24 protein-coding genes are annotated in these 25,182 nt (G+C 65.0%); 10 read left to right on the top strand and 14 right to left on the bottom strand.

The window, feature by feature from the left end; all coding sequences use genetic code 11:
- The first annotated feature begins 116 nt into the window (after window positions 1-116).
- The gene (locus tag EHH60_RS06780; protein WP_061877676.1) at window positions 117-1,313 is read left to right on the top strand and encodes an amidohydrolase family protein; all 1,197 of its coding nucleotides are present in this window, start codon (window positions 117-119) and stop codon (window positions 1,311-1,313) included.
- 63 nt (window positions 1,314-1,376) lie between these two features.
- Here the strand turns inward: EHH60_RS06780 and EHH60_RS06775 are convergent, their stop codons facing one another.
- The 8 genes from EHH60_RS06775 to EHH60_RS06740 all read right to left on the bottom strand — a co-directional run bounded on the left by EHH60_RS06775 (window position 1,377) and on the right by EHH60_RS06740 (window position 9,641).
- Window positions 1,377-1,844, bottom strand: a complete 468-nt coding sequence (locus EHH60_RS06775; protein ID WP_124158687.1) for a MarR family winged helix-turn-helix transcriptional regulator — start codon at window positions 1,842-1,844, stop codon at window positions 1,377-1,379.
- A gap of 24 nt (window positions 1,845-1,868) precedes the next feature.
- Window positions 1,869-2,573 carry an ABC transporter ATP-binding protein gene (locus EHH60_RS06770; RefSeq protein WP_124158686.1) on the bottom strand — a complete coding sequence of 235 codons (705 nt, stop codon included), beginning with the start codon at window positions 2,571-2,573 and terminating at the stop codon, window positions 1,869-1,871.
- Entirely contained in the window at window positions 2,570-3,361 is a 792-nt protein-coding gene (locus EHH60_RS06765) for an ABC transporter ATP-binding protein (protein WP_124158685.1), read from the bottom strand. Before EHH60_RS06765 ends, EHH60_RS06770 begins: the two co-directional genes overlap by 4 nt.
- A complete protein-coding gene (locus EHH60_RS06760; RefSeq protein WP_124158684.1) occupies window positions 3,358-5,247 on the bottom strand; it encodes an ABC transporter permease in 1,890 nt (629 codons plus the stop codon). The genes EHH60_RS06765 and EHH60_RS06760 overlap by 4 nt, the downstream gene beginning before the upstream one ends.
- A 151-nt stretch (window positions 5,248-5,398) precedes the next feature.
- Window positions 5,399-6,601 carry an ABC transporter substrate-binding protein gene (locus EHH60_RS06755; RefSeq protein WP_124158683.1) on the bottom strand — a complete coding sequence of 401 codons (1,203 nt, stop codon included), beginning with the start codon at window positions 6,599-6,601 and terminating at the stop codon, window positions 5,399-5,401.
- A 78-nt stretch (window positions 6,602-6,679) separates the two neighbouring features.
- The gene (locus EHH60_RS06750; RefSeq protein ID WP_024338309.1) at window positions 6,680-7,264 is read right to left on the bottom strand and encodes an amino acid synthesis family protein; all 585 of its coding nucleotides are present in this window, start codon (window positions 7,262-7,264) and stop codon (window positions 6,680-6,682) included.
- A 26-nt stretch (window positions 7,265-7,290) separates the two neighbouring features.
- Window positions 7,291-8,187 (bottom strand): UPF0280 family protein, encoded by an 897-nt coding sequence (locus EHH60_RS06745; RefSeq protein ID WP_124158682.1) that lies wholly within the window; start codon window positions 8,185-8,187, stop codon window positions 7,291-7,293.
- Complete coding sequence (locus EHH60_RS06740) at window positions 8,184-9,641, bottom strand: 6-hydroxynicotinate reductase (protein WP_199751359.1); 1,458 nt, start codon at window positions 9,639-9,641, stop codon at window positions 8,184-8,186. The genes EHH60_RS06745 and EHH60_RS06740 overlap by 4 nt, the downstream gene beginning before the upstream one ends.
- Before the next feature lie 262 nt (window positions 9,642-9,903).
- Between EHH60_RS06740 and EHH60_RS06735 the strand changes: the two genes are divergently transcribed.
- On the top strand, window positions 9,904-10,386 hold the full coding sequence (locus EHH60_RS06735) for a (2Fe-2S)-binding protein (protein ID WP_124158680.1): 483 nt from the start codon (window positions 9,904-9,906) through the stop codon (window positions 10,384-10,386).
- Window positions 10,386-13,916: a molybdopterin cofactor-binding domain-containing protein gene (locus EHH60_RS06730; RefSeq protein ID WP_124158679.1), complete on the top strand. Its 3,531-nt coding sequence runs from the start codon at window positions 10,386-10,388 to the stop codon at window positions 13,914-13,916. The genes EHH60_RS06735 and EHH60_RS06730 overlap by 1 nt, the downstream gene beginning before the upstream one ends.
- A 149-nt stretch (window positions 13,917-14,065) precedes the next feature.
- Here EHH60_RS06730 and EHH60_RS06725 read toward each other — a convergent pair whose 3' ends face one another.
- Both EHH60_RS06725 and EHH60_RS37965 read right to left on the bottom strand, forming a co-directional pair.
- A complete protein-coding gene (locus EHH60_RS06725) occupies window positions 14,066-15,031 on the bottom strand; it encodes a catechol 2,3-dioxygenase (protein ID WP_124158678.1) in 966 nt (321 codons plus the stop codon).
- Window positions 15,032-15,435: 404 nt separating this feature from the next.
- Window positions 15,436-15,615, bottom strand: a complete 180-nt coding sequence (locus tag EHH60_RS37965) for a hypothetical protein (RefSeq protein ID WP_245454423.1) — start codon at window positions 15,613-15,615, stop codon at window positions 15,436-15,438.
- On the opposite strand from EHH60_RS37965, the gene EHH60_RS06720 reads away from it, so the two are divergent.
- From EHH60_RS06720 to EHH60_RS06710, 3 genes are all read left to right on the top strand, one after another.
- Window positions 15,608-17,200 carry an ATP-binding protein gene (locus tag EHH60_RS06720; RefSeq protein ID WP_245454422.1) on the top strand — a complete coding sequence of 531 codons (1,593 nt, stop codon included), beginning with the start codon at window positions 15,608-15,610 and terminating at the stop codon, window positions 17,198-17,200. The two genes, EHH60_RS37965 and EHH60_RS06720, sit on opposite strands and share 8 nt — an antisense overlap.
- Before the next feature lie 219 nt (window positions 17,201-17,419).
- On the top strand, window positions 17,420-18,001 hold the full coding sequence (locus EHH60_RS06715; RefSeq protein WP_124158676.1) for a peroxidase-related enzyme: 582 nt from the start codon (window positions 17,420-17,422) through the stop codon (window positions 17,999-18,001).
- A gap of 10 nt (window positions 18,002-18,011) precedes the next feature.
- Window positions 18,012-18,515, top strand: coding sequence for an MgtC/SapB family protein (locus tag EHH60_RS06710; protein ID WP_124158675.1), 504 nt, complete (start codon window positions 18,012-18,014; stop codon window positions 18,513-18,515).
- Here EHH60_RS06710 and EHH60_RS06705 read toward each other — a convergent pair.
- The 4 genes from EHH60_RS06705 to EHH60_RS06700 form a co-directional block, all read right to left on the bottom strand.
- The gene (locus EHH60_RS06705) at window positions 18,512-21,076 is read right to left on the bottom strand and encodes a cation-translocating P-type ATPase (protein ID WP_124158674.1); all 2,565 of its coding nucleotides are present in this window, start codon (window positions 21,074-21,076) and stop codon (window positions 18,512-18,514) included. The genes EHH60_RS06710 and EHH60_RS06705 overlap by 4 nt on opposite strands.
- Window positions 21,073-21,240 (bottom strand): hypothetical protein, encoded by a 168-nt coding sequence (locus tag EHH60_RS37445; RefSeq protein ID WP_199751331.1) that lies wholly within the window; start codon window positions 21,238-21,240, stop codon window positions 21,073-21,075. Before EHH60_RS37445 ends, EHH60_RS06705 begins: the two co-directional genes overlap by 4 nt.
- Before the next feature lie 149 nt (window positions 21,241-21,389).
- The gene (locus EHH60_RS37440; protein ID WP_199751330.1) at window positions 21,390-21,533 is read right to left on the bottom strand and encodes a hypothetical protein; all 144 of its coding nucleotides are present in this window, start codon (window positions 21,531-21,533) and stop codon (window positions 21,390-21,392) included.
- A 139-nt stretch (window positions 21,534-21,672) separates the two neighbouring features.
- On the bottom strand, window positions 21,673-22,296 hold the full coding sequence (locus tag EHH60_RS06700; protein WP_124158673.1) for a ParB-like protein: 624 nt from the start codon (window positions 22,294-22,296) through the stop codon (window positions 21,673-21,675).
- A gap of 319 nt (window positions 22,297-22,615) precedes the next feature.
- Between EHH60_RS06700 and EHH60_RS06695 the strand changes: the two genes are divergently transcribed.
- The 4 genes from EHH60_RS06695 (at window position 22,616) to EHH60_RS06680 (ending at window position 25,162) form a co-directional block, all read left to right on the top strand.
- A complete protein-coding gene (locus EHH60_RS06695) occupies window positions 22,616-22,957 on the top strand; it encodes a hypothetical protein (protein WP_124158672.1) in 342 nt (113 codons plus the stop codon).
- A gap of 234 nt (window positions 22,958-23,191) precedes the next feature.
- Window positions 23,192-23,479 carry an acyl carrier protein gene (locus tag EHH60_RS06690; RefSeq protein WP_007592476.1) on the top strand — a complete coding sequence of 96 codons (288 nt, stop codon included), beginning with the start codon at window positions 23,192-23,194 and terminating at the stop codon, window positions 23,477-23,479.
- 10 nt (window positions 23,480-23,489) lie between these two features.
- Entirely contained in the window at window positions 23,490-23,960 is a 471-nt protein-coding gene (locus tag EHH60_RS06685) for a 3-hydroxyacyl-ACP dehydratase FabZ family protein (protein ID WP_124158671.1), read from the top strand.
- Entirely contained in the window at window positions 23,957-25,162 is a 1,206-nt protein-coding gene (locus EHH60_RS06680) for a beta-ketoacyl-ACP synthase (protein ID WP_124158670.1), read from the top strand. The genes EHH60_RS06685 and EHH60_RS06680 overlap by 4 nt, the downstream gene beginning before the upstream one ends.
- Window positions 25,163-25,182: the final 20 nt, after the last annotated feature.

The following is a 25,182-nucleotide window of genomic DNA, read 5'->3' as shown; positions in this document are numbered from 1 at the left end:
CAGCTATGCGTCGTTAGTACACGATCATTCGTATACTAATGAATAATCCGGCTTGATCCCGCGGTCAAGGCTGCCCAAGATCGGAAGCGTTGCAGTTAGGAATAAGGAGCCCTTCCATGGCGCATGACGCACCCCAGGCCACCGGACCCTCGAAGCTCGTGATCCGAAATATCGGCCTGATCCTGTCCGGCGCCTTGGAAAAGCCGATCCTGGACGGCGACACCATCGTCGCCGAGAACGGCAAGATCACCGCCATCGGCCGCTACAAGGACGTCAATACGGAAGGCGCGACCACCATCGTCGATGCCCAGGGCACCACGGTGGCGCCGGGCCTGATCGACAGCCATGTCCACCCCGTCGCCGGCGACTGGACGCCGCGGCAGAACCAGATCAACTGGATCGACAGCTACCTCCATGGCGGCGTCACCACCATGATCTCCGCGGGCGAGGTGCACATGCCCGGCCGACCCCGCGACGTCGTCGGCCTCAAAGCGATGGCCGTGTTCGCCCAGCGCGCGTTCTGGACCTTGCGCCCCGGCGGCGTGAAGGTTCACGCCGGCGCGCCGGTGATCGAATGCGAGATGGTGGAAGAAGACTTCAAGGAGATGGCTGCCAACGGCGTCAAGTTGCTCGGCGAAGTCGGCCTCGGCGGCGTCAAGGACGGCCCGACCGCGCGCAAGATGGTCGGCTGGGCCCGCAAATACGGCATCCAGAGCACCATCCACACCGGCGGCCCGTCGATCCCCGGCTCCGGCCTGATCGACAAGGACGTGGTGCTGGAAGCCGACACCGACGTCGTCGGCCACATCAATGGCGGTCACACCGCATTGCCCGATGACCAGATCCGCTGCATTTGCGAGGGCTGCAAGCGCGGCCTCGAGCTCGTGCACAACGGCAACGAGCGCTCGGCCTTGTTCACGCTGCGCACCGCGCGCGAGATGGGCGACCTGCACCGCGTCATCCTCGGCACCGACGCGCCTGCCGGCTCCGGCGTGCAGCCGCTCGGCATCTTGCGCATGGTCTCGATGCTGTCCTCGCTCGGCGACCTGCCGGCCGAGATCGCCTTCTGCCTTGCCACCGGCAATACCGCGCGGATGCGGCAGCTCGATTGCGGCCTGATCGAGGTCGGCCGCTCCGCCGACTTCGTCATCATGGACAAGGCGCAGCACTCGCCCGGCAAGAACATCCTGGAGAGCGTCCAGCTCGGCGACCTCCCAGGCATCGGCATGACCATCATCGACGGCATCGTGCGCACCCAGCGCAGCCGCAACACGCCGCCGGCCGGCAAGGTGCCGGAGGTGGTGGCGAAGTAAGCCGGCATGACAGTGCCGTAGGGTGGATTAGCCGAAGGCGTAACCCACCCTACGAGACCGCCTTTACCTCAGCTTATTGAGAAGCGCCATCAGCAGCTCGCGCTCCTTCGGCTCGAGCGGCGCCAGCGTCTCGCGCGTGATCGCCAGCGCATTGGGCGCCAGCTTCTCCGCAAGCTGCTGACCTGCGCGCGTCAGGCTGACCAGGAGCCGCCGCCCGTCATCGGGATCCTGGCTGGTCTCGGTCAGGCCGCGCGCGGTGAGACGATCGATCACGCCCTTGATGGTGGCGACGTCCATCGCCGTGAGCCGCCCGAGCTGGTTCTGCGAGCATGGCCCGGTCTCGGCCAGCTTCGACAATGCGGCCCATTGCGTCGGCGTCAGATTGGTGCCGATGTCGCGGGCGAAGATCGAGCTGTGGCGCTGCCAGACCTGGCGCAGGATGAAACCGACCTGCTCGTCGAGCACGTAAGGCGGCTTGTTGAGCGCCTTGGCCGGTTTGACGCTCTTCTTCGCCGTCACACTTCTCGCCATCCGTTCGCAGCCCTTCCCATTGCCTCACAACGACAGATGCGCGTCGCGGATATCGGGACGCGCGTCGAGTTCGGCCATGGTGCCGCCGAAGCAGATGCGACCGCGCTCGATGATGTAGGCGCGATCCGAAATCAGCCGCGCGAAATGCAGATTCTGCTCGGAGACGACGATGCTGACGCCCTCCTTCTTCATGGTCAGGATGGCATCGACCATCTGCTCCACGATCTTCGGCGACAGGCCCTCCGAAGGCTCGTCGAGCAGCACGAGCGAAGGATTGCCCATCAGCGTGCGCGCGATGGTGAGCATCTGCTGCTCGCCGCCGCTCATGCGGCCGCCGGGACGGTTCTTCATCTCGCCCAGATTGGGAAACAGCGCGAACAGTTTTTCGCGCGTCCAGTGCGGCGCGTTCGGGCGCTTCGGCTGGCGGCCGACCTCGAGGTTTTCCTCGACGGTCAGGTCAGTGAAGATGCGGCGCTCCTCCGGAACGTAGCCGAGGCCATCGCGCACGATCTCGTGCGTCGGCTTCGCCGAGACATCCTTGCCCTCGAACATGATGCGGCCGGAGCGCTGGGCGACGAGGCCCACGATGGAGCGGAACGTGGTCGACTTGCCCGCGCCGTTGCGCCCCAGCAATGCCACCACCTCGCCCTCACCGACTTCGAAGCCGATGTCGAACAGGATATGGGCGGGACCGTAATGGCTGTTGAGGCCTTGCACCGTGAGCTTCATGCCGATGTTCCCTCCCGGTGGCGGGCATCGTAGACGAGGCCCTCGCCGAGATAGACCGCCTGCACCTGAGGATTGCCGCGCACCTCCGCCGGCGAACCTTCGGCGATCAACGTACCGCGATTGAGCACGATGATGCGGTCGGCATGCTCGAACACCACGTCCATGTCGTGCTCGGTGAAGAGCACGCCGATCGATTTCTCCCGCGCGATGCTCGCGGTCAGCCGCATCAGATCGACGCGCTCGCGCGGCGCCATGCCGGCAGTCGGCTCGTCCATCAACAGCAGCTTCGGCTGGTTGGCGAGCGCGACCGCAAGTTCGAGCCGCTTGAGGTCGCCGTAGGCAAGCTCGCCGCAGGGACGATCCGCGTAGCCGCCCATGCCGACCAGCTCGAGCAGGCGGCCGGCCTCGCCTCGATCGAACTTCGGCGCGGAGCCCCAGAGATTGTAGAGCTGCTTCTCATGCGAAATCAGCGCGACCTGGACGTTCTCACGCACGGTCATGGTTGCGAAGGTCGCGGTGATCTGGAACGTGCGCCCGACGCCGAGCCGCCAGACTTCACGTGGCTTCCTGCCCGTGATCTCTTCGCCGAGCAGGCGGACATGGCCGCTATCGGGCTTGTTCTGGCCGTTGAGCATGTCGAAACAGGTGCTCTTGCCGGCGCCGTTCGGGCCGATCAGCGCCAGGATCTCGCCCGCGCGCAGCGAGAACGAGACGCCGCGCACCGCATGGATGCCGCCATAGGATTTGGTCAGGCCTTCGACCGCGAGAAGTGGGGGTATGGCGCTCATTCGGCAGACTCGATCGGCTTGGCAAGCAAGGGAGAGCCCGGCGGCGAAGACTTTCGCCGGCGCTGCGCCAGCATCTCGAGCATGCCGACGATGCCCTTGGGGAAGACGACGACGATCAGCATGATGAAGCCGCCGAGCACGAGCTTCGACAGATCGGTCTGGCTGACCAGCCAGATGTTCAGGGCCTTGTAGACGATGGCCCCGATCACTGCGCCCGACACGGTCTCGACACCGCCGAGCAGCACCATGACCAGCGCGTCGACCGAGAGCGAGATGCCGAGATTGTCGGGGAACACGCTACCCTTGAGATAGGCGAACAGCGCACCGCCGATGCCGGCGGTCGTGCCGGCGATCACGAACGCGGTCCACTGGATGCGCTTGGCATCGATGCCGATCGCCTCGCTGCGCAGCAGCGAGTCGCGCGTGGCGCGCAGCGCGTAGCCGAACGGCGAGAACACCATGGCGCGCAGTGCGATGGTCACCGACGCAGCGACACCGAGCGCCAGCCAGTAGAAATGCGACGGACTGGCCGCCCACTTTTCGGGCCAGATCCCCAGTATGCCGTTATCGCCGCCGGTCACGCTCACCCACTGGAATGCGATCGACCACACGATCTGCGCGAAGGCCAGCGTCAACATCGCGAAATAGACGCCGGAGAGCTGCACCGCGAAGAAGCCGAACACGGCGGCGCCCATGCAGCCGAGCAGCGGGCCGAGCAACAGGCACACGATCATCGGCAGCCCCGCCATCTTGGCGAGAAATGCGACGCCGTAGGCGCCGAGGCCGAAATAGGCGGCATGGCCGAACGAGGCGAGCCCGCCGACCGACATCAGGAAGTGCAGGCTGACGGCGAAGATCACGAAGATCGCGATCTCCGAGCCGACGGTCAGCAGATAATTGCCCGCGAACAGCGGCAGCATCGCTGCGACGAGGAGCGCCGCAAGCGCCGCCAGCCGTTCGTTCGACGTCAGGGGGCGCCAGGGATTGACGGTGAGGCCAGGCGTCCTTCGCGCGGCCGCCTCCGGCTTGCCGAACAGGCCCCAGGGCCGCACGATCAGCACTACCGCCATCACCAGGAAGACGAGAATGATGGATATCTTCGGGAAGATCAGGATGCCGAAGGCATTGAGCTCGGAAACCAGCACGGCGGCGACGAAGGCGCCGACAATACTGCCGAGGCCGCCGATCACGACCACGACGAATACTTCGACGATGGTGCGCAGATCCATGGCGTGATGCACGGCATCGCGCGGGATCTGAAGCGCGCCGCCGAGGGCCGCGAGGAAGACGCCGACCGCGAACACCGACGTGAACAGCCATTTTTGATTGACGCCGAGCGCGGCGACCATGTCGCGGTCCTGCGTCGCCGCGCGCACCAGCACGCCCCATCGCGTGCGCTGGAACAGAAGCCAGAGAATGCCGAGCACGACGGGTCCGAGCACGATCAGAAACAGATCATAACTCGGGATGTTCTGGCCGAAGAAATCGATGGCGCCCCTGAAGCCCGGCGCGCGGCGACCAACGAGATCGTCAGGCCCCCAGATCAGGACCACGAGGTCCTCGACCATCAAGGTCAGGCCGAAGGTCGCGAGCAGCTGGAATAGTTCGGGGGCATGATAGATGCGGCGGAGCAGCACCATCTCGACGATGACGCCGATGACGGCCACTGCGAGCGCCGCCAGCACGATGCCGCCCCAGAATCCGAACGCGCCGGACAGTCGCTCCGTCAGCGTGAAGGCGATGTAGGCGCCGATCATGTAGAAGGCGCCATGCGCGAAATTGACGATCCGGGTCACGCCGAAGATGATCGACAGGCCCGACGCCACCAGGAACAGCGACGCTGCGCTGGCGAGACCGGTCAGAAACTGTACGACATAAAAGGCCATCGGCGGTCCGGGTTGGTTAAGTCTGAGTTCTGGGCTTCATCCTTCGAGACGGCGCTCCGCGCCTCCTCAGGATGAGGTCCGGGACCCTCTTGGTGAGGAGCGCGGCAACGCCGCACGTCTCGAACCACGAGGCCCCGGGTCTCTCTTCGCATCAATCCTTCGGACGCAGCTTCGCGACTTCGGCATCGCTGGGCAGGTAGTCCGCGCCCTTCTTGTAAGACGAGTCCACCATTACGCCCTTGCCGTCCTTCAGCGCGGTCTTGCCGACATAGGCGCCGAGAGTCGACTGATGGTCGATCTTGCGGAAGGTGATCTCGCCGAATGGCGACGGCATCGAGAGCCCTTCCGCCGCGGCAATCAGCTTCTCCGGATCGGTCGAGCCGGCCTTCGCGAGAATGGCGGCTGCCGACTTGATGGTCTGGTAGCCGACGATCGAGCCGAGGCGCGGATAGTCGTTGTACTTGGCCTGGTAGGCCTTGAGGAACGCGTCATGTTCGGGCGTCTTGATCGAGTACCAGGGATAGCCGGTGACGATCCAGCCCTCCGGCGTCTCGTCCTTGAGCGGGTCGAGATATTCCGGCTCGCCGGTCAGGAACGAGACGACCTCGCGTCCCTTGAACAGGCCGCGGGTATTGCCTTCACGCACGAGCTTGACGAGATCCGCGCCGAAGGTGACGTTGAGGATCGCTTCCGGATTTGCCGCGGCAACCGCCTGCACCACCGGGCCTGCGTCGATCTTGCCTTGCGGCGGCCATTGCTCGTCGACCCACTGGATGTCCGGGCGCTTCTCCGACATCAGCTTCTTGAACACCGCGACCGCCGACTGGCCGTATTCGTAGTTCGGCGCGATCGTGGCCCAGCGCTTGGCCGGCAGCTTTGCAGCCGCTTCGACCAGCATCGCCGCCTGCATGTAGTTGGAGGGACGCAGGCGGAAGGTGTATTTGTTGCCCTTGGACCAGGTGATGGCGTCTGTCAGCGGCTCGGCCGCGAGGAAGAACACTTTCTTCTGGTTGGCGAAGTCGCTGACCGCCAGGCCGATGTTCGACAGGAACGTGCCGGCGAGCATCGCAACGCCCTCGCTCGAGACGAGCTCGTTGGCCGCGGTCTGCGCATCGGCCGGCTTGCCACCGTCATCCTTGGAAATAACGACGAGCTTCTTGCCGTTGATGCCGCCTGCCGCATTGATCTCCTCGACCGCAAGCTGCCAGCCCTTGCGATAGGGTTCGGTGAACGCCGGCAGCAGCGAATAGCTGTTGATCTCGCCGATCTTGATGTCCTGCGCCAGGGCCGAATGAGCCATGCCGCCCGCCAGAAGCGCGAAGGCCGCGCCGACGAAGTAACTTCTTGCTCGCATCCCAACCTCCAGTTTGAAATCTACTTCTTGAGCATGATCTTATCGTAAAACCGGTTCCCCACTTTTCCGAATCATGCTCTATCTCAGACCGTCTTCGCCCTTGATCTCCGCGACCGTCAGCCCGCCGACGCGCGGCAGCGGACGGCCGCTGTCGGTGACGGCGACCGCGACCATGATCTCGTTGGCGCGGGGCGCATCGTTGATCTGCACTTCCATGCCGTCGAAGTGACTGCGCACGAAGGCAGCATCCTTGTGCCCGAGCGGAATGTCCAGTGTCGTGCCCGGGCCGCTGCGCTTCTTCGAGGAGGGGATCAGAGCTGCGCCCTTGCCCAGCACTTTGCGCACCGGCGCGCCCATCTTGGGGTGGAGGATCGCGGCGGCATGTTCCAGCTCGCCATTCTCGCCGACGGCAGCCGCCTTGCCGTAGCTCTGCGCCTTGGCGCCATCGATGCCAAGCGCGGCCACCGCACGCTTCGACAAGAGCTCGCCCAATTCCTCGCCGATCGCGATCAAGGGCGACAGATCCTCGACGTATTTTCCAGCAAACGGATTCTCGATCACGGCAATCGCAGCAGCACGCCGCGTCGGCGGCGACACCTGCCGGCCCATCTCCATCTGCGTCTCTTCGACGACGGTGACGATCTTGCGGATGATCGCGCTCATGATTGTGTCCTCAGGTTCTTTCCTGTTCAGGCATGAACCGCGTTCTCCAGCGTAATTGGGCGCGATCGCTGCCGCTCAATATCTTTCGATCCGATGACAAGCATATCACCACAAAGCTGCAACACGGCCCCCTCGATCAGTCCGCGATCGAACAATTGCCGTGCACATTCCGCGCCAGATTCGAGCGCCGCGGCGATCTCATCGTGAGACAGCTCGCCGACGTCGCGGGTGACGAGGCGCGCGCCCAGATCGCTATCGGGCTGAAGCTCGTTCGCAGGCTTGCGGATGATGGCGGGATGCCCGGGCAGATCGACGACATTGGCGATGATCGTCGCCGCCGCATCGGCGTGCGATGCAGTCGCCGCCAGCACTGTCACGGCATCGGCGATGCCGAGCGAAAAGCTGCGGCCGTGGCGCCCGCTGGTCGCGACGCCCCGCACAGGATCATTCGCATCGATCCTCATCGTCCGCATCACGCCGTCGCGGTCGGGCCGATCCATCAGGCCGAGCGAAAAATGCTCGCCCACACCGAGATGCAGCGCGATGTCGCCACCATTGTTGACGTAGGCGCGATCAAGCGTCGCAGCGCGCAGCATTGCGTCGAGAATCTCCTCCGCCACGCTGCCCGCCACCGCCGCCATGGGCGTGATGAAGCAATCGGCGGCATAGGGTGCGACCGCGGCGTGCATCCGACGCGCAACAACGCCCTTCAGCGACGTCCGCTCCGCGGCAGCCGTCCGCAATTCCGTCAGCTCCGCGCAAAGTTCGTCGAGCAATCCGGTGAACCGCAACGCCGCAGCCTCATAGGCCGCACGTACTTCGCCGGACGCCCCCCTCGCCTCGATGATCAAATCAATCGGACCATCCTGCAAATGCAGCCGCCGGCCATGAGACAGCAATGCGATTTGCGGGGGCCTGGTCATGCCCGCGGCCCCGGAATCGGATTCGCCCAGGGCAGCTGGCGGACGTCGTCGCCATTCTGGACCTCGGAGAGCGGTTTCACATAATCCATGTGGCCGCCGAGCGCAGCATAATCGGAGAGCTTCATGGTGAACTCGATCGGCGCCACCAGCGCCGGGGTCGGCACATAACCGAACGCTCCTGACGGCATCTGCGTCACGTCGACCATGTAGGTGATGCCGCCGCCGGGCCAGACATAGACCGGCGCCCCGCCGCTGGTGACGCGCGTCAGCGCGTCCTTCACCGAGCGTGTCAAACGCACGGGATTGTCGGTGACACCCGCGCGTAGCGAGCCGCCCGCTCCCGCCATGAACAACACCGTGCACAACGCGGGCTCGCAGTTTTCCTGGATGCGCTCGACCGAAAACTTCAGGTCAGCCGGCATCTCGGTCTCGACCGGCTTCAAGGCATCGTCGAGCACGTAGTAGGATGAATGCTCACCCGTGGTGGAGACCATCAGCATGGTCAGGCCGGGCTTCGCTTCCTTGGCATCGAACGGCCCGAGGATCGACAAGGGATCGGAGATGTTGGTGCCGCCCCAGCCCGTGCCGGGATCGGCGACCTGGAAATAGCGACCGGGGGTCGAGCGCCGTCCCTTCATCTTGATGCCGGTATCGGCGATGTCGAGCAGCTTGCCCGCCTGGTGCTCGCTGAGCACGCCGGTGATGTGATCGTCGACCACGACGACCTCGTCGACCTTGCCGTGCCACTGCTTGGCGAACATGCCGATCGTCGCCGAGCCGCAGCCGACGCGCATGCGCTCTTCCCTGGCGCCGTTGACGATCGGCGGCTGCCCGGCCTGCACCACCACCGTGGCGCCGCCGTCGATGGTGAGCTCGACCGCCTTGCAATTGGCGAGGTCCATCAGCGTGTCGCAGGTGACGCGGCCCTCCTTCTTGGAGCCGCCGGTGAGATGATGCACGCCGCCGAGCGACAGCATCTGCGAGCCGTATTCGCTGGTGGTGACGTGGCCGACCGCTTCCCCTTGCGCGCGCACGGTCGCAGTTTCCGGCCCGAGATAGCGGTCGGTGTCGATCTTCACCTTAATTCCGCAATAGGAGAAGATGCCCTCGGTGACCACCGTTACCATGTCGACGCCGTCGACCTCAGCTGAGACGATGAACGGGGCCGGCTTGTAGTCGGGATAGGTCGTGCCCGCGCCGATCGCGGTCACGAAGGTCGAAGGCTCATGGACGATCTTGCCGTCCCAGTCCTCGGTGCGGCTGAACGGCACGAGCTTGCCGCCATGCGAGAGCGTGCGCTCCAGGATGACGTGCGGATCGACGCGGACGAGCTTGCCGTCGTGATTGGCGTAGCGGTCGCACGCGCCCGCTGCGCCCGGCTTGATGTAGCACATCACCGGACAAGCATCGCAGCGGATCTTGTCGATGACGGCGCTCGTCGTTTCTGTCACCATGTCGGAGGCGAACACTTCGGTTATCATTCGTATACGAACGATGTTGCGCGCGGTCCCCGGGCGCTGTCAAGCGGCGGTGCAGCGCAAAAGATGCCGCTGCCGCATAAAACCTCATTTGCCTATCCGTTCTGTCCACAAACAAGGCAATCGCGCTGCAGTGCGGCATGCACGGCTTGCACGTTTGTGTACAAACGGTATCGTCGCGACGTAGAGTTTTTGCGATTGCATGGTCTTGGTATTGGTCTCGGGCTTGGGAACGAGGATGACGCAGACACCGATCCGCCTCACCGTGAACGGCAGGATCCACGAAGTCACGGCGGAGCACCAGTCGCCGCTGCTCTATGTGCTGCGCAACGATCTCGCGCTCAACGGCCCGAAATATGGTTGCGGCCTTGGCGAATGCGGCACCTGTACTGTCCTGATCGACGGCGTCGCGGCGCGCTCCTGCGCTATTCCGGTGAGCGGCTGCGCCGGCCGCGACATCGTGACGCTCGAAGGGCTTGGCACCCGCGACAAGCCCGATGTGGTGCAGCAGGCCTTCATCGACGAGCAGGCCGCGCAATGCGGCTATTGCCTCAACGGCATGATCATGACCACCAAGGCGCTGCTCGCGATCAATCCGCGGCCGACTGAACAGGAGGCGATGGCGGCGCTGCGCTACAATCTCTGCCGCTGCGGCACCCATGTCGAGATCCTGCGCGCGGTGATGCGCGCATCCGGCCAGCTCACCGAGGCCGCGGATTGATGGCCTCCCCTGCTTCGAACGGAGCTGAGCGGCCATCGGGTTCGCTCGTCGTCGCCCGCACGGTGGACGAGGTCACATCCGAGACCTTCGTCCGCATCACCGCGGACGGCTCGGTCACGGCCTATAACGGCCATGTCGATCTCGGCACCGGCATCCGCACCGCGCTTGGCCAGATCGTCGCCGAGGAGCTCGACGTCTCCTTTGCGCGCGTCGTGGTCGTGCTCGGCGACACGGCCGTGGTGCCGAACCAGGGCGCGACGATCGCGAGCGAAACCATCCAGATCACGGCCGTGCCTCTGCGCAAGGCTGCAGCGCAAGCGCGGCATTTCCTGATCGCACGCGCGGCCGAGCGGCTGGAACTCCCTGCGGCAGATCTCAGGATCGAAGACGGCCTCGTCCGCGGCCACGACAATCGCAGCGTCAGCTATGGCGAGCTGATCGGCGACGAGACGATTCGTCTCGAGCTTGCCGATGAGGTCCCTGTGAAGCCCGTCGGCGACTACGCAATCGTCGGGCAATCCGTCCCGCGCATCGACCTGCCGGCCAAGGCCACGGGCGCTCTGACTTTCGTCCATGACATCCGCGTGCCGGGCATGCTGCACGGCCGCGTGGTGCGGCCGCCCTATGCCGGCGTCGATGCCGGACCGTTCGTCGGCACCAGCCTGCTCGCGGTCGATGAATCCTCGGCACGCGACATTCCCGGCCTGATCGCGGTGGTGCACATCGGCGATTTCGTCGGCGTTGTCGCCGAGCGCGAGGAGAATGCGATCCGCGCAGCAGAGCAGCTCAAGGTGAGCTGGAAGCCGACGCCCACCTTGACCGACCTTGCCGACGTCGAGACGGCGCTACGTGCCAATCCGTCGACGCCGCGCACGCTGATCGACAAGGGCGAGGTCGACAAGGCGATATCGGGCGCTGCCAAGCCGATGCAGCGCACTTATCTCTGGCCGTATCAGATGCACGCTTCGATCGGCCCATCCTGTGCCGTCGCCGACTACAGTGACGGCAATATCCGCGTCTGGTCGGGCACTCAGAACCCGCACGTGCTACGCAGCGATCTTGCGCTGCTGATCGAACGCCCCGAGAGCGAGATCGAGGTGATCCGGCTGGAAGCCGCGGGCTGTTACGGCCGCAACTGCGCCGACGACGTCACCGCCGACGCGCTGCTGCTGTCACGCGCGGTCGGCCGGCCCGTGCGCGTGCAATTGACACGCGAGCAGGAGCACGCCTGGGAGCCCAAAGGCACCGCGCAGCTCATCGACGTCAATGGCGGGCTCGATGCCGACGGCGGCATTGCCGGTTACGATCTCGCAACGCGTTATCCCTCGAACGCCGCGCCAACTCTGGCGCTGTTGCTGACCGGCCGCATCTCGCCCGATCCGGCCGTGCTTCAGATGGGCGATCGCACCGCGATCCCTCCCTACGACTACGACCACATGCGTGTCGTTGCCCATGACATGCCGCCGATCGTGCGCGCCTCCTGGTTCCGCGGCGTCTCGGCATTGCCGAATACCTTTGCACATGAATCCTATATCGACGAGGCCGCGACCGAGGCCGGCGTCGACCCGATCGAATATCGCCTGCGCTATCTCAAGGACCAGCGCGCGGTCGATCTGGTCAATGCAGTGGCCGAACGCGCAGGGTGGACGCCGCGGCCGGTGCGTGAGGAGAAGGAGGGCGAGGTCGTGCACGGACGCGGCTTTGCCTACGCGCTTTATGTCCACAGCAAGTTTCCCGGCTATGGCGCGGCGTGGTCGGCCTGGGTCGCCGACGTCGCGGTGAACAAGACCACCGGCGATGTCAGCGTGACGCGCGTCGTCGCCGGGCAGGACTCCGGGTTGATGATCAATCCGGACGGCGTGCGCCACCAGATCCACGGCAACGTCATCCAGTCCACCAGCCGCGTGCTGATGGAGGAGGTGTCGTTCGAGCGTGGCGCGGTGGCGGCGCGGGAATGGGGTGCCTATCCGATCATCCCCTTCCCCGACGTCCCCAAGATCGACGTCCTGATGCTGCCGCGTCAGGACCAGCCGCCGCTCGGCGTCGGCGAATCCGCGTCGGTGCCGAGCGCGGCGGCGATCGCCAATGCGATCTTCGATGCCACCGGCGTGCGCTTTCGCGAGCCGCCGTTCACGCCCGAGCGCATCCTGAAGGGGTTGCATGGCGATGCGGCGGTGATGCCGCAGGCGCTGCCCGCGCCCGCGGACCCGCAGCCGTCTGGCGTCTGGGCAAGTCCGTTCGCCAAGCGCGCCGGCATTTTTGCGACCGTTGCAGCCGTCTGCACTGCTGCCATCGGCATTGGCGCTGCGCTTCTTCCTGGCCGAGCGATTGCGCCGATCGCACGCCCCGACGCGTCGGTCTATTCCGCGGCGACCATCGCCCGCGGCGAGCAGCTCGCAGCGCTCGGCAATTGCGCGGAGTGCCATACCAGCCTTGGCGGCGCGCTCAACGCCGGCGGCCGCGCATTGGAGACGCCGTTCGGCACGATCTACGCGACCAACATCACACCCGACGTCGAGACCGGCATCGGCGCCTGGTCCTATCCCGCCTTCGAGCGCGCGATGCGCGACGGATTGCATCGCGACGGACGCCAGCTCTATCCCGCCTTTCCCTACACGCATTTTGCGAAGACCAGCGACGCCGACATGCAGGCGCTCTATGCTTACCTGATGGCGCAGCCTGCGGTGCGCGCGACCGCGCCAGCAAATGCGCTCATATTCCCGTTCAATCTTCGCCCGCTGCTCGCGGGCTGGAACGCGTTGTTCCACCAGGCGCGCGAGTTCAAGCCTGATCCCGCCAAGTCCGAGCTTTGGAATCGCGGCGCCTATCTGGTCGAGAGCCTCGGCCATTGCAGCGCCTGTCATTCGCCGCGCAACGCGCTCGGCGCCGAGCAACGCGAAGCCTATCTCGCCGGCGGCTTTGCCGAGGGCTGGGAGGCGCCGGCGCTGACCTCGCCCTCGCACGCGCCGATCCCGTGGAACGAGGATGAGCTCTACGCCTATTTGCGCACCGGCCATTCGCGTTACCACGGCGTCGCCGCCGGCCCGATGGCGCCGATCGTCCGCGACCTGAAGGCGCTGCCCGACCAGGACATCCGTGCGATGGCGGTCTATCTCAACTCGTTCAATGACGGCGCGACCGACCAACAGGCGCAGGATGCGCTCGCCGCCAGGCTCGAGAACGCGACACGGGTCACCGTCGCGTCCTCTACCGGCGCGCGCCTCTATCAGGGCGCCTGCGCCGTCTGCCACGAGGTCGGCGGCCTGCCGCTGTTCGGCACCAGGCCTTCGCTCGCGCTCAACAGCAACATTCACAGCACGAAGGCGGATAATCTCGTGCAGGTGATCCTGCACGGCATCACCGAACCCGCCTCCAGCGACCTTGGCTACATGCCCGCGTTCAGGAACAGCATGAGCGACGCGCAGGTCGAGGAGCTCGTCACCTTCCTGCGCAGACAGTTCGCGCCGGACAAGCCGGCCTGGGCCGGGGTTCGCGAGACGATCGCACGGGTGCGAAGTTCAGCCCACTGACGTCATTCCGGTGCGCCGCGAACCGGCGAGCTATGATGCGCAATTGCGCATCTGAGAATCCATAACTCCGGCTGGTGGTTATGGATTCCGGCTCCTTCGCTGCGCTCAGGCCCCGGAACGACACTGATTGAAACGTCAGAATTACGTCTCTACCCGTGCTTCACCTCCACCGGGGGCGTGCCGTGGGTGTGGAAGGACTCGATCGTCTTCAATCCCCAGGCCTGGCCCTTCTTGCGCTCCTCCTCGGTCCACACGATCGGCTTCCAATCGGGCGCGAGAATGAGACGCGCGCCGGCATTGGCGACCTCGACGCGGTTGCCGCCGGGCTCGTAGACGTAGAGGAAGAAAGTCTGCTGGATCGCGTGCTTGTGCGGCCCGGTCTCGATATGCACGCCATTCTCCAGGAAGATATCCGCCGCGCGCAGGATCTCCTCGCGACTGTCGAGCGCGTAGGTGACGTGGTGGAAGCGGCCGGGCACGCCGGAATGGTCGAGTGAATAGGCGAAGTCGTAGCTCTTGTTCGACATCGTCAGCCACATCGCCGCTTCGCGGCCGTCATTGAGCACGATCTGTTCGGTGAGGCGGCAGCCGAGGTAATTCTCGAAGAATTCGCGGTTGGCCTTGATGTCGACGGCAAGGCAGTTGAGATGATCGAGCCGGCGGACGTTGACGCCGCGCGCCGGAAAGCGCTGCGCCTGGTTCTTCAGCGCGGGCTTCAGCTCCGGCGGCGCCTGATACCATTCGGTCTCGTAATAGAGCTCGACGATGTGGCCATCGGGATCGCGACAGCGGAAGGTCGGCCCCTGCCCCATGTCGCCGTCGATCCAGCCGATGTCAAAGCCGGATCCTTTCAGCGCGGCGACCCGGCGCTCCAGCGCCTGCTGGCTGCGCGCGCGTAGCGCCATGTGGCCCATGCCTGACGTCCTCGACTCCGTGAGCTTGAGCGAATAGCGCTCGTAATCGTCCCAGCCGCGCAGGTAAACCGAGTCGCCTTGTCGTCCGCTGACGGTCATGCCCATCACATCGACGAAGAATTTCAAACTCTCGTCGGGCTTCGGCGTCAGCAGCTCCATGTGGCCGAGATGGGCGAGATCGAGGATCGGTTCGGGCTGCATGTATTCCTCCAGGAGGTCGCTGCGATCCGGCTCCACCGGACGGCGCGATTGAACGCAGGACACAACGACGCGCCCCCGCACGGCGCCGGTGATTTCATTTGTACTAATGTACAAATGATTAGGTCCCGTCAACAAATCAAGCCGCCACGCCTGCTGCAAATGGCAGCCGGCCACGACCGGCCCACCTTCCAAACGGACGGTAGCCCGCCTGAATGGTAAAATCTTCCTTAAGGTCGGCCCGGTGCATTCGGCCTCGAAAGGCAGCAATTTCCCGGCGATTCCGCCCATGAGTATGCATCAGGAACAAACCTGGCGGCCGAATTGTCGCGGATTTGACGGAGCAGGCACGCCCGGCGTTTAACCCTTTGTCCAGCGACGGCCGCGCATAGTCCGGAGCAAATCCCTTAGCTCTTGCCGGGTTCATTCATCGTGACATCCTTTGGACGCGTGATTTCGGTTCGCGGATCGCTCGCCCGGGTCGGGCTATTGGCGGCAAGCCAAATGCCGATCTCGGAGGTTCGGGCGACCGTCGGCCGTTTCGTCAGCATTCGCTGCGCCAGCTCGGTCATCGTCGCGATGATCACCGAGGTCTCCTGCGAGAATCTGTCGAGCTCCGACGGCTACATCGCCATTGCCTCGGTCGACCTGCTCGGCGAGATCCTCAACGCCGCGGACAAGGCCAAATTCCAGCGCGGTGTCACCAATTATCCGACCATCGGCGATGCCGTCGACCTGATCACCAGCCAGGAGCTGCGCACGATCTACGCACCGACCGGGTCGGATCAGATCAATGTGGGGTTCCTCCAGCAGGACCGCTCCGTCGTCGCCTATGTTGATGTCGAGGAGATGCTGTCCAAGCATTTTGCCGTGCTGGGTTCGACCGGCGTCGGCAAATCGACCGGCGTCTCGCTGCTGCTCAACGAGATCCTGAAGGCGCGGCCGAACCTGCGCATCTTCCTGCTCGACGTGCACAATGAATATGGCCGCTGCTTCGGCGACCGCGCGCTGGTGCTCAACCCGCGAAATCTGAAGCTGCCGTTCTGGCTGTTCAACTTCGAGGAAATCGTCGACGTGCTGTTCGGCGGCCGCGCCGGCGTGCCCGAGGAGCTCGACATCCTCGCCGAGGTGATCCCGCTCGCCAAGGGCGTCTACACTCAGTACCAGAACGCCGACCGCATCGGCCTCAAGCGCATCGACCCCAAGCAGATCGGCTACACGGTCGACACCCCGGTGCCCTATCGCCTGGTCGACCTGTTGTCGCTGATCGACGAGCGCATGGGCAAGCTCGAGAACCGCTCCTCGCGCATCATCTATCACAAGCTGATCTCGCGCATCGAAGCCGTGCGCAACGACCCCCGCTACACCTTCATGTTCGACAACGCCAATGTCGGCGGCGACACCATGGCCGAGGTGATCAGCCATCTGTTCCGCCTGCCGGCCAACGGCAAGCCGATGACGGTGATGCAACTCGCCGGCTTCCCGGCCGAAGTGATCGATTCCGTCGTCTCGGTGCTGTGCCGCATGGCCTTCGACTTCGGCCTGTGGAGCGACGGCGTCTCGCCGTTGCTGTTCGTCTGCGAGGAAGCGCATCGCTATGCCTCCGCCGACCGTAACGTCGGCTTCGGGCCGACCCGCAAGGCGGTGTCGCGCATCGCCAAGGAGGGTCGCAAATACGGCGTCTATCTCGGCCTCATCACCCAGCGCCCGGCCGAGCTTGACGCCACCATCATTTCCCAGTGCAATACGCTGTTCACGATGCGCCTCGCCAATGACCGCGACCAGGCGCTGCTGCGCGCGGCGGTGTCGGACGCGGCCGCGAACCTGCTCTCCTTCGTGCCGTCGCTTGGCACGCGTGAAGTGCTGGCCTTCGGCGAAGGCGTTGCCCTGCCGACGCGCCTGCGTTTCAAGGAGGTGCCGCCGCACCAATTGCCGCGCGGCGAGGCCACCATCAGCAGCGTACCGTCCGTTACCTCCGGCCACGACATGCATTTCGTCAGCGCCGTGCTCGAGCGCTGGCGCGGCGCCACCTCGCAGCGCGACGTGCCGAACGACCCCGTGTTCTCGGCACCGCCGGCGAAGACGATGTCCAGCGTCGAAGCTCCGATGCTGCAACCATCGATGGGCCTCGATCCAGACCGCTTCTCGCTGTTGAAGAAGCCGCTGCGGTAGCACATCTCTCGTGTCCCGGACGCGCCGCAGCGTGCAACGCTGCTGCGCAGAGCCGGGACCCACGCCGCGATCACCACCCTTAGACAAACCTGGCCCCGGCTCAGCGGCGTACCGCCGAAGCGGCGCTGCGCCGCGTCCGGGGCACGAGACCCTGCGACGCCTCTGGAGCGTCCCTTCCGCATAGACTATGGTTTCTGCCCCAAGCCGGAATCCACGCCCATGACAAAAACCGCCGCGCAACGCTTCCCCGCCCCCGCCCTCGACACGCTGCCCGACGACATCCGCACGCGCCTCCTCGCAGTCCAGGAGAAGAGCGGCTTCGTGCCGAACGTGTTCCTCACGTTGGCCTATCGTCCCGACGAGTTCCGCGCCTTCTTCGCCTATCACGACGCACTGATGGAGAAGGACGGCGGCCTGACCAAGGCCGAGCGCGAGATGATCGTGGTGGCGACGTCGGCGGCCAACCAGTGCCAGTATTGCGTGATCGCCCATGGCGCGATCCTGCGCATCCGCGCCAAGAACCCGCTGATCGCCGACCAGGTCGCGGTGAACTACCGCAAGGCCGACATCACGCCGCGGCAGAAAGCGATGCTCGACTTCGCGATGAAGGTCTCGGCCGACGCGCAGCGGATTTCCGAGGACGATTTCGCCGCGCTCCAGCCGCACGGCTTCAGCGACGACGACGTCTGGGATATCGCCGCGATCGCCGCCTTCTTTGCACTGTCGAACCGGCTGGCGAATTTCACCGGCATGCGCCCGAACGAGGAGTTCTACCTGATGGGACGACTGCCGAAGAGGTGACGGGCAAGACATGACCGAGCTGGACTGGCCCGAAATCCTGCTTCGCCTCGGCGCGGCGACGCTCGCCGGCGGCGCGCTCGGCCTCAATCGCGACCTGCATGGCAAGCCGATCGGCCTGAAGACGCTCGGCATCGTAGGGCTCTCAACGGCAACCGTCGTGCTGCTCGCGGTCCAGTTCGCCGAGCCCGGCAGGATGACCGATGCGGCGAGCCGCGTGATCCAGGGCATCCTGACCGGCATCGGCTTCCTCGGTGCCGGCGTCATCGTCCACGAGAGCGACGGCTTTCGCGTGCGGGGCCTCACCAGCGCGGCCTGCACCTTTCTCGCCGCCTGTCTCGGCATTGCCTGCGGCGCCGGACAATGGAAGATCGTCCTGGTCGCGCTGGCTGTCGCCTTCGTGCTGCTCACGATCGGCCGCCGCATCGAGCGCTGGCTGCATCGCGCCCTCGGCGGCAAGGAGGATCCGCACCGGCCGGAGTCCGCGCCACCTACGGCTCCCCGGCATAGCGGCTAGAACCGAAGCCGCTGGCCCCATATCGGCTTCAGCAATTCGAGCACCGTGATCACCAGCAATCCGCCGCCGAGCGGGATCATGAGTTCGTCCAGGTGCACGGGACCGAAACGAAAGAGACTGGACGCCGGCGGCCAGAACAGGGCTGTGGCGAGAACGAGCGCGATCGACAGGAATATCCAGAGCAATGCCGGGTTCGGACGGAAGAAGGCCGACAGGAAGGATGCGCTGAAGGACCGGTTGACCAGGACCAGCGCCACGATACAAACGACGAGCGCAATGAATGCGAGCGCGCGCGCCTCGTCCGCCGGAACGCCTGAACGAAGCGCCACGACGAAGATCACGGCGATCAAACCAAATGCCATGACGCCCTGCAGGACGCTCCAGCCCACCAAGGCCCACGAGAACAGCTCTGCATCGGCGCGCCGCGGCGGGCGCGCCATGACATCGCGCTCCTCGCGCTCGGCTTCGAACACCAGCGAGCAGACGGGATCGATGATGAGTTCCAGAAATGCGATATGGACGGGACCGAGAACCAGAGGCAGCCCGAAGACCAGGGGAAGCAGGGCAAGCCCCGCGATCGGAACGTGGACGGCGAAAATGAAGGCCATCGCCTTGCGCAGATTGTCATAGATCCGGCGTCCAAGGCGGATGGCTGCGACGATGGAGCCGAAATCGTCGTCGAGCAGGACGATCGAGGAGGCCTCGCGAGCGACGTCGGTGCCCCGGCCACCCATCGCGATCCCGATATGGGCGGCCTTCAGGGACGGTGCGTCGTTGACGCCGTCGCCGGTCATCGCAACTATCTCGCCGCTGCGCTTCATCGCCTGAACGATCCGCAGCTTCTGCTCCGGCAGAACCCGCGCGAAGATGTTCACCTTGCTGACGAGCACGTCGAGCTCGCCGTCGTCCGCGAGCTTGATTTGCTCACCGGTCACGACCCCGTTGACGTGGAGCCCCGCCTGCCCGGCGATCGCCATGGCGGTGGCCGGATAGTCGCCCGTGATCATGACGACGCGAATGCCGGCCGAACGGCATTCAGCCACCGCCTCGGGAACGCCCGGACGAAGCGGGTCGGCCAATCCCACCAGACCGACGAACCGAAAGGCGAAGCCTTCCTGGGACGGCGGCAGGTCCTCGCCGTCGAACGTTGCGGCGGCCACGCCCAGCACGCGAAGACCGTCCTTCGCCATCGCCGCGACCGTGTCCCGCATTGCCTCCTGATCCGCTCCATCCAGCTTACAAAGATGCGCGATCGCCTCGGGGGCGCCTTTCGCCGCCGCTAGGAGACCCTGCTGATGCGACGATCGCCAGACCTGGGTCATGGCCAGCAGCTCGGGGCGCAGGCCATAGCTGCGTATCAAGGTCCGAGCGTCCGCAGCCTCGCCCTCCTGCGGGAGACCTGCATGCAAGAATGCGTGTAGGGCCTTCTCCATCGGATCGAACGGTTCTGGCGAGCTTGCCAGAACGCTGCAACGCGCCAGTTCGAGGAACTCTGCTCCCACAGGACCGGGCTGCGCGGACGCAGGGCGCACGCATGCGCCGTCGCGCAACCTCAGCTCCGCAACCGACATCCGGTTCTGCGTCAAGGTGCCGGTCTTGTCGGTACACAGCACCGTCGCCGAGCCGAGCACCTCGATCGCTGCGGCGCGCCGCGTCAGCACGCGCGCCTTGGAGATGCGCCAGGCACCCATGGCCATGAACACCGTCAAGACGACGGCAAACTCCTCGGGAAGCATCGACATGCCGATTGCAATGCCTCCGAGCAACGCTTGCAGCCAATCTCCGCGCAACATTCCGTAAAGCAGGACAGCGGCGAGGCTGATCGCCACGCCGCCGAGGAGGCAAAGCCGTACGAGTCGTGCGGTCTGCTGCTGCAGCCGCGGCGGTTCCGGCTGCAAGCCATGCAGCGACAGTCCGATCTTCCCGATCTCGCTGCGAGGGCCGGTGGCCTCGACCACGGCCAGGCCCTCGCCTCGCACGACGAGTGAACCCGAATATACGAAGGGCTGGTCATCGCCGCCCGGGCGATGATCGGCCAAGGCCGATTCCGCGGCCGGCATCTTGACGGGCTGCTTGCGAACCGGGACCGACTCTCCGGTCAGCAGGGACTCGTCGACCGCCAGATCTTGCGCACTGGTGAGCACTGCATCTGCCGCAACCCGGTCGCCTTCGGAAAGAACGAGGAGATCGCCACGGACGACGTCGCGGCCTGCGATCCGCCGGCGTTCCCCGTCCCTGACCACGAGCGCTCGCGGACTGGTCAGCTCTCGCAATGCTTCCAGCACGCGTTCGGTGCGTGCCTCCTGCACGATGGTGATCACAATGGAGATGGCGCCGAAGGCGAGGAGAAGCAGTGCCTCGCGGAGATCGCCGAGCAGGAGGTAGACCAACCCGCCGCACAGGAGGAGCGCGAGCATCGGCTCGCGCAGCACCTCGAAGACGATGCGCAGCGGAGTACGCCGTTCGGGCCGAGGTAGCTCGTTGTAACCTTCCTGTTGCAGCCTCAGCCGGGCCCCGGCTTCACTCAGACCGGCCGAACTGCCGCGTTCTGCCTCGCTCACGTCTTCCGCCGCAGGCTCCAGAGACTTCCAACGCCCAGAATAGCGGTCACGAGCAGAATCGCAACGAAGGTCTGGATGATCGTGAAGTTCAGGGCATCGCGCGCAACGAACAGCGCGGTGACCGCGCCGGCGATAACGAAGAGAATGCGAAAGATGATGCTCATGGCCATGTCTCTAGTCAGCATGACCTTGAGCCCACGTCGCCCTCGACATCGGGACGCAACGCTGCTTCGGCAATCATGCGGACGGACCATAGCCGCCGGCCGCCGCCGCAAATTTGCGGAAGATCAAGCGTGTCCGCGCCGCCCGGCCGCTAGCGTTTTGTCATCAGCTCGAGCGCCGGGGCAAAACGATCGGCAAATGACAATGTCTTGGCGTGGTGAACTGCGGCAAACGATGCCGAGATCCCTGCTGAGGCGACGGCGAGCAAGGGAATGGCAAGAACCAGACGGCGCATTCCGGCCTCCTGTGTGAGCTCGATAGCCCCAAGAGATGGGGTGGCCCTGTTTCAGGACCGCTTCATGGAGACGGGAAAGTGATTTCGCTCAAGCGACCGTGATGTGGTGCGGTTGGCGGTACCGGACGGCACCACCGCCCTAATCATCGTCCGCCGGACCGCACCAGCCGGGCAGATAGATGGCATTCTTGCTTCTGGCCGCGGCCATCGCCTTCTCGATCGCCCTGTCGAAATCGGACTCCACCACCTTGCGCGAGACCTGTCGGCGCAGGAAATCGGCCCACAGAAATTCGGAGAACGGCGTGGTGTCCTTGGCGAAGCCGCCTATGCGGCGCAATTCGCCGGCAAGGCTGCGAAACGGATCGTCCTTGAGGTCGGCGACCGATTTCGGCAGGTCGCGGAACGATCGCCGCTCTCCCTTGGCGTCGTAAGGATAGACCCAGCGCTTGTTGTCCATGACGCCCCAGAAGGCCTCGCGCTCGACCATCCTGAGGTCGCCGACGATGGTCACCAACACCTCCTTGACGCCTTCATCGTGCAGCGCGCGGCCGAGATGATGATGATCGATCACGTAGTAGCGCGAATCGGGGCCGTAGATGACGGGGATCATGTGCTTGCCGAGCAGATCAGCCTGCTTCTTCTCGTCGTGCTCGCGCCAGCGCTTGCGCTTCTCCTTGACCTCGCGCATGCCCACCGTCATCTGCGTCGGCCGGAGCGACAGGATCGGGACAGGATGCACTCGCGGCTCGCGCGTATTGGTCATGATCGGTAGGTCCTCGAATGGTCCCGGTTCCCGCGACTATGCCATGGGCCTCGCGGCGACAAAATGCGTTCGGAAAGGACGCGGAGATCACAAGTCGATACCGGCGGGACGAAGGGCGAACTCCGTGGCTGTTGCTATCCCTGTCTTTGCGGCGCAACCTGCGTACCACGGCCGCGACGGCCGGTTCCGGGACGGCTCCGCACCGGCCCATGCACAAATAGTGCAAACGCACAAATGCACGCGAGCATTGAGAAGATTTTCTGCAACGCCTTCGTCACGTATGCTATCTAAATCGCTGCTTCGGAGTGATCCCCGCCCCATGAACAACCAGCGGCCCATAAGCTCGGATGACGAGCACCGGGTGCTCCAGTTCAGGCCGCGCACCTCGCCTTCCCCGGCGGTCCAGCGCGGCAGCGGCACCGTACAACCGTTGCGCGTCGCGCCCGAACGGCTGGACCTGTCGCGCTATGAGCAGCCCCGCGCCGAACCCGACAATTTCCGCCAGCGCATGCTTGCCAACATCGCGGCGCTGGCCTTCACCATCGCGCTGACCGCGATCGGGATCTGGCTCGCGGTCAGCATCGCCGACCTGCGCCGGACCCAGGATTGCGTGCTGATGGGCCGCCGCGACTGCGTCAAGATCACGACTCCGCATATTTAGGACCGGTCCGCCCGCTGGCCGCGCGGCGCAAGGGTCCCGGCGGGCATCCCCAGCCTGTTCCTTTGCGATCCCCTTGGCCTGCCCGGCTCCATTGAACTCGGGGCGGCGCTCCGATATACGGGCTTTCGACCCGGCCAGAGGGGGGTTTGAGGGCGTCATTCGGGGCGCGATGCCCACCCACCGTGCCACTCTGGACAATCTGACAAATACCCGCAATATATCAAAGGCTTAGTGATGTCTTCCACATTCGATCAGGTCGCTACGATCATCGCTGAAACCTGCGACATCCCGCGCGACACGATCACGCCGGATAGCCATGCCATCGATGACCTCGGCATCGACAGCCTCGATTTTCTGGACATCGCGTTCGCGATCGACAAGCAGTTCGGCATCAAGCTGCCGCTTGAGAAGTGGACTCAAGAGGTCAACGACGGCAAGGCGACTACCGAGCAGTATTTCGTGCTGAAGAACCTCTGCGCCCGCATCGACGAACTGGTTGCGGCCAAGGGCGCGAGCGCCTAAGGGCGCAGTCATGCAACTCGAATACTTCCACATGATCGACCGCGTCGTCGACCTCAAGGTCGACGAGAAGACGATCGTCGTCGAAGCGCAAGTCCCGAAGGAAAGCACCATCTTCGAGGGGCACTTCCCCGGCTATCCCCTGATGCCCGGCGTGCTCCTGATCGAATCGATGGCGCAGGCCTCGGGCTGGCTTCAGCTCGGCGTGTTCAAGTTCGAGCGCATGCCGATCCTGGCCGCCGTGAAGGAGGCCAAGGTGCGCGGCTCGGTCTTCCCCGGCGATCTCATGAGCATCGAGGCGCGCCTCAGCCATGAAGGCTCCGGCTATGCGATGACCGAGGCCAAGATCAGAGTCGGCGGCAAGCTGCGCGCCAATTCGGCGCTCACCTTCACGCTGATCCCCTTCCCCAATGCGGATATGCGCTCGCACATGGACGCGATCGCCAAGCGCGTCGGATTTCCGCAACAGGCCGTATCGACATGACTGACACTCCCGCTTCGAAGCCTGGCCAGACCGAGGTCTGGATCACCGGCATTGGGTTGGCCACCTCGCTCGGCGAGGGGCTGGACGCCAACTGGGCCGCGCTTCAGGAGAAGCGCATCAATGTCGACGAGAAGGGCTTTGCGCCCTACATCGTGCATCCGCTGATGCCTGTTGCCTTCGATAGCCAGATCCCGAAGAAGGGCGACCAGCGCCAGATGGAAGCCTGGCAGCGCATCGGCACCTATGCCGCCGGTCTTGCGCTCGATTCCGCCGGGATCAAGGGCAACAAGGACATCCTGTCGAAGATCGACATGGTCGTCGCCGCCGGCGGCGGAGAGCGCGATCTCAACGTCGACAGCGGCGTGCTGACGGCTGAAGCCAAGGGCGCCAACGCGCCCGGCTTCCTCAACGAGCGGTTGATGAGCGATCTCAGGCCGACGCTGTTTTTGGCCCAGCTCTCCAACCTGCTCGCCGGCAACATCGCCATCGTGCACGGCCTGGGAGGCACTTCGCGCACTTTCATGGGCGAAGAGGTCGCCGGCGCCGATGCCGCCCGCATTGCGCTTGCGCGCATCGCCTCGGGCGAAAGCGACATCGCGCTGGTCGGCGGCTCGCATAATGGCGAGCGCAAGGACCTGTTGGTCCTCTACGAATTCGGCGACTTCAACCTCAAGGACAAGTTCGCTCCCGTATGGGCGCGCAAGGACCACGCCGGCTTCGCGCTCGGCTCCGCCGGCGCCTTCCTGGTTCTGGAATCCAAGGCGCATGCGGAAGCGCGCGGCGCAAAGCCGTTCGCAAAATTGTCGAGCGTCGTCGCAGACCTCGCCAAGCGCAAGCGGCCCGGCGACATGGCCGCGACACTGGAGAAGCTGTGGGCCAAGCTGCCGAAGCGCGAGGGCAAGGGCGCTATCATCACCGGAGCGACCGGTGCGGAGCCCGCGACCTCGGAAGAGCGCGGCTTCCTCAAGAGCCATGCCGACTTTCCGGTGCGCTCGACCGGCACGGTGTTCGGCCACGCCATGGAGACGCAATTCCCGCTCGGAATTGCGCTCGCGGCGCTGTCGATCTCGCGTGGTGCGCTGTTCCCGCCGAACGATTCGACCGGCACCGAGATTGAAATGCAGGGGGCGCCCACCCAGATTGTGGTGGTGGGAGCTGGACACTGGCGCGGCGAAGGCATGGCGCTGGTCGAGGCAGTTTAGTTAGTTCAAGCGGGGGATCG

This window comes from Bradyrhizobium sp. RP6, from assembly GCF_003837805.1.
Lineage (GTDB): Bacteria > Pseudomonadota > Alphaproteobacteria > Rhizobiales > Xanthobacteraceae > Bradyrhizobium.
This window is presented reverse-complemented; position numbering and strand designations above follow the sequence as displayed.

Coding starts and splice junctions, on each gene's coding strand:
- EHH60_RS06780 (WP_061877676.1), top strand. CDS start 117: ATGGCGCATGACGCACCCCAGGCCACCGGACCCTCGAAGCTCGTGATC.
- EHH60_RS06775 (WP_124158687.1), bottom strand. CDS start 1,844: ATGGCGAGAAGTGTGACGGCGAAGAAGAGCGTCAAACCGGCCAAGGCG.
- EHH60_RS06770 (WP_124158686.1), bottom strand. CDS start 2,573: ATGAAGCTCACGGTGCAAGGCCTCAACAGCCATTACGGTCCCGCCCAT.
- EHH60_RS06765 (WP_124158685.1), bottom strand. CDS start 3,361: ATGAGCGCCATACCCCCACTTCTCGCGGTCGAAGGCCTGACCAAATCC.
- EHH60_RS06760 (WP_124158684.1), bottom strand. CDS start 5,247: ATGGCCTTTTATGTCGTACAGTTTCTGACCGGTCTCGCCAGCGCAGCG.
- EHH60_RS06755 (WP_124158683.1), bottom strand. CDS start 6,601: ATGCGAGCAAGAAGTTACTTCGTCGGCGCGGCCTTCGCGCTTCTGGCG.
- EHH60_RS06750 (WP_024338309.1), bottom strand. CDS start 7,264: ATGAGCGCGATCATCCGCAAGATCGTCACCGTCGTCGAAGAGACGCAG.
- EHH60_RS06745 (WP_124158682.1), bottom strand. CDS start 8,187: ATGACCAGGCCCCCGCAAATCGCATTGCTGTCTCATGGCCGGCGGCTG.
- EHH60_RS06740 (WP_199751359.1), bottom strand. CDS start 9,641: ATGGTGACAGAAACGACGAGCGCCGTCATCGACAAGATCCGCTGCGAT.
- EHH60_RS06735 (WP_124158680.1), top strand. CDS start 9,904: ATGACGCAGACACCGATCCGCCTCACCGTGAACGGCAGGATCCACGAA.
- EHH60_RS06730 (WP_124158679.1), top strand. CDS start 10,386: ATGGCCTCCCCTGCTTCGAACGGAGCTGAGCGGCCATCGGGTTCGCTC.
- EHH60_RS06725 (WP_124158678.1), bottom strand. CDS start 15,031: ATGCAGCCCGAACCGATCCTCGATCTCGCCCATCTCGGCCACATGGAG.
- EHH60_RS06720 (WP_245454422.1), top strand. CDS start 15,608: ATGATCACCGAGGTCTCCTGCGAGAATCTGTCGAGCTCCGACGGCTAC.
- EHH60_RS06715 (WP_124158676.1), top strand. CDS start 17,420: ATGACAAAAACCGCCGCGCAACGCTTCCCCGCCCCCGCCCTCGACACG.
- EHH60_RS06710 (WP_124158675.1), top strand. CDS start 18,012: ATGACCGAGCTGGACTGGCCCGAAATCCTGCTTCGCCTCGGCGCGGCG.
- EHH60_RS37445 (WP_199751331.1), bottom strand. CDS start 21,240: ATGAGCATCATCTTTCGCATTCTCTTCGTTATCGCCGGCGCGGTCACC.
- EHH60_RS37440 (WP_199751330.1), bottom strand. CDS start 21,533: ATGCGCCGTCTGGTTCTTGCCATTCCCTTGCTCGCCGTCGCCTCAGCA.
- EHH60_RS06700 (WP_124158673.1), bottom strand. CDS start 22,296: ATGACCAATACGCGCGAGCCGCGAGTGCATCCTGTCCCGATCCTGTCG.
- EHH60_RS06695 (WP_124158672.1), top strand. CDS start 22,616: ATGAACAACCAGCGGCCCATAAGCTCGGATGACGAGCACCGGGTGCTC.
- EHH60_RS06690 (WP_007592476.1), top strand. CDS start 23,192: ATGTCTTCCACATTCGATCAGGTCGCTACGATCATCGCTGAAACCTGC.
- EHH60_RS06685 (WP_124158671.1), top strand. CDS start 23,490: ATGCAACTCGAATACTTCCACATGATCGACCGCGTCGTCGACCTCAAG.
- EHH60_RS06680 (WP_124158670.1), top strand. CDS start 23,957: ATGACTGACACTCCCGCTTCGAAGCCTGGCCAGACCGAGGTCTGGATC.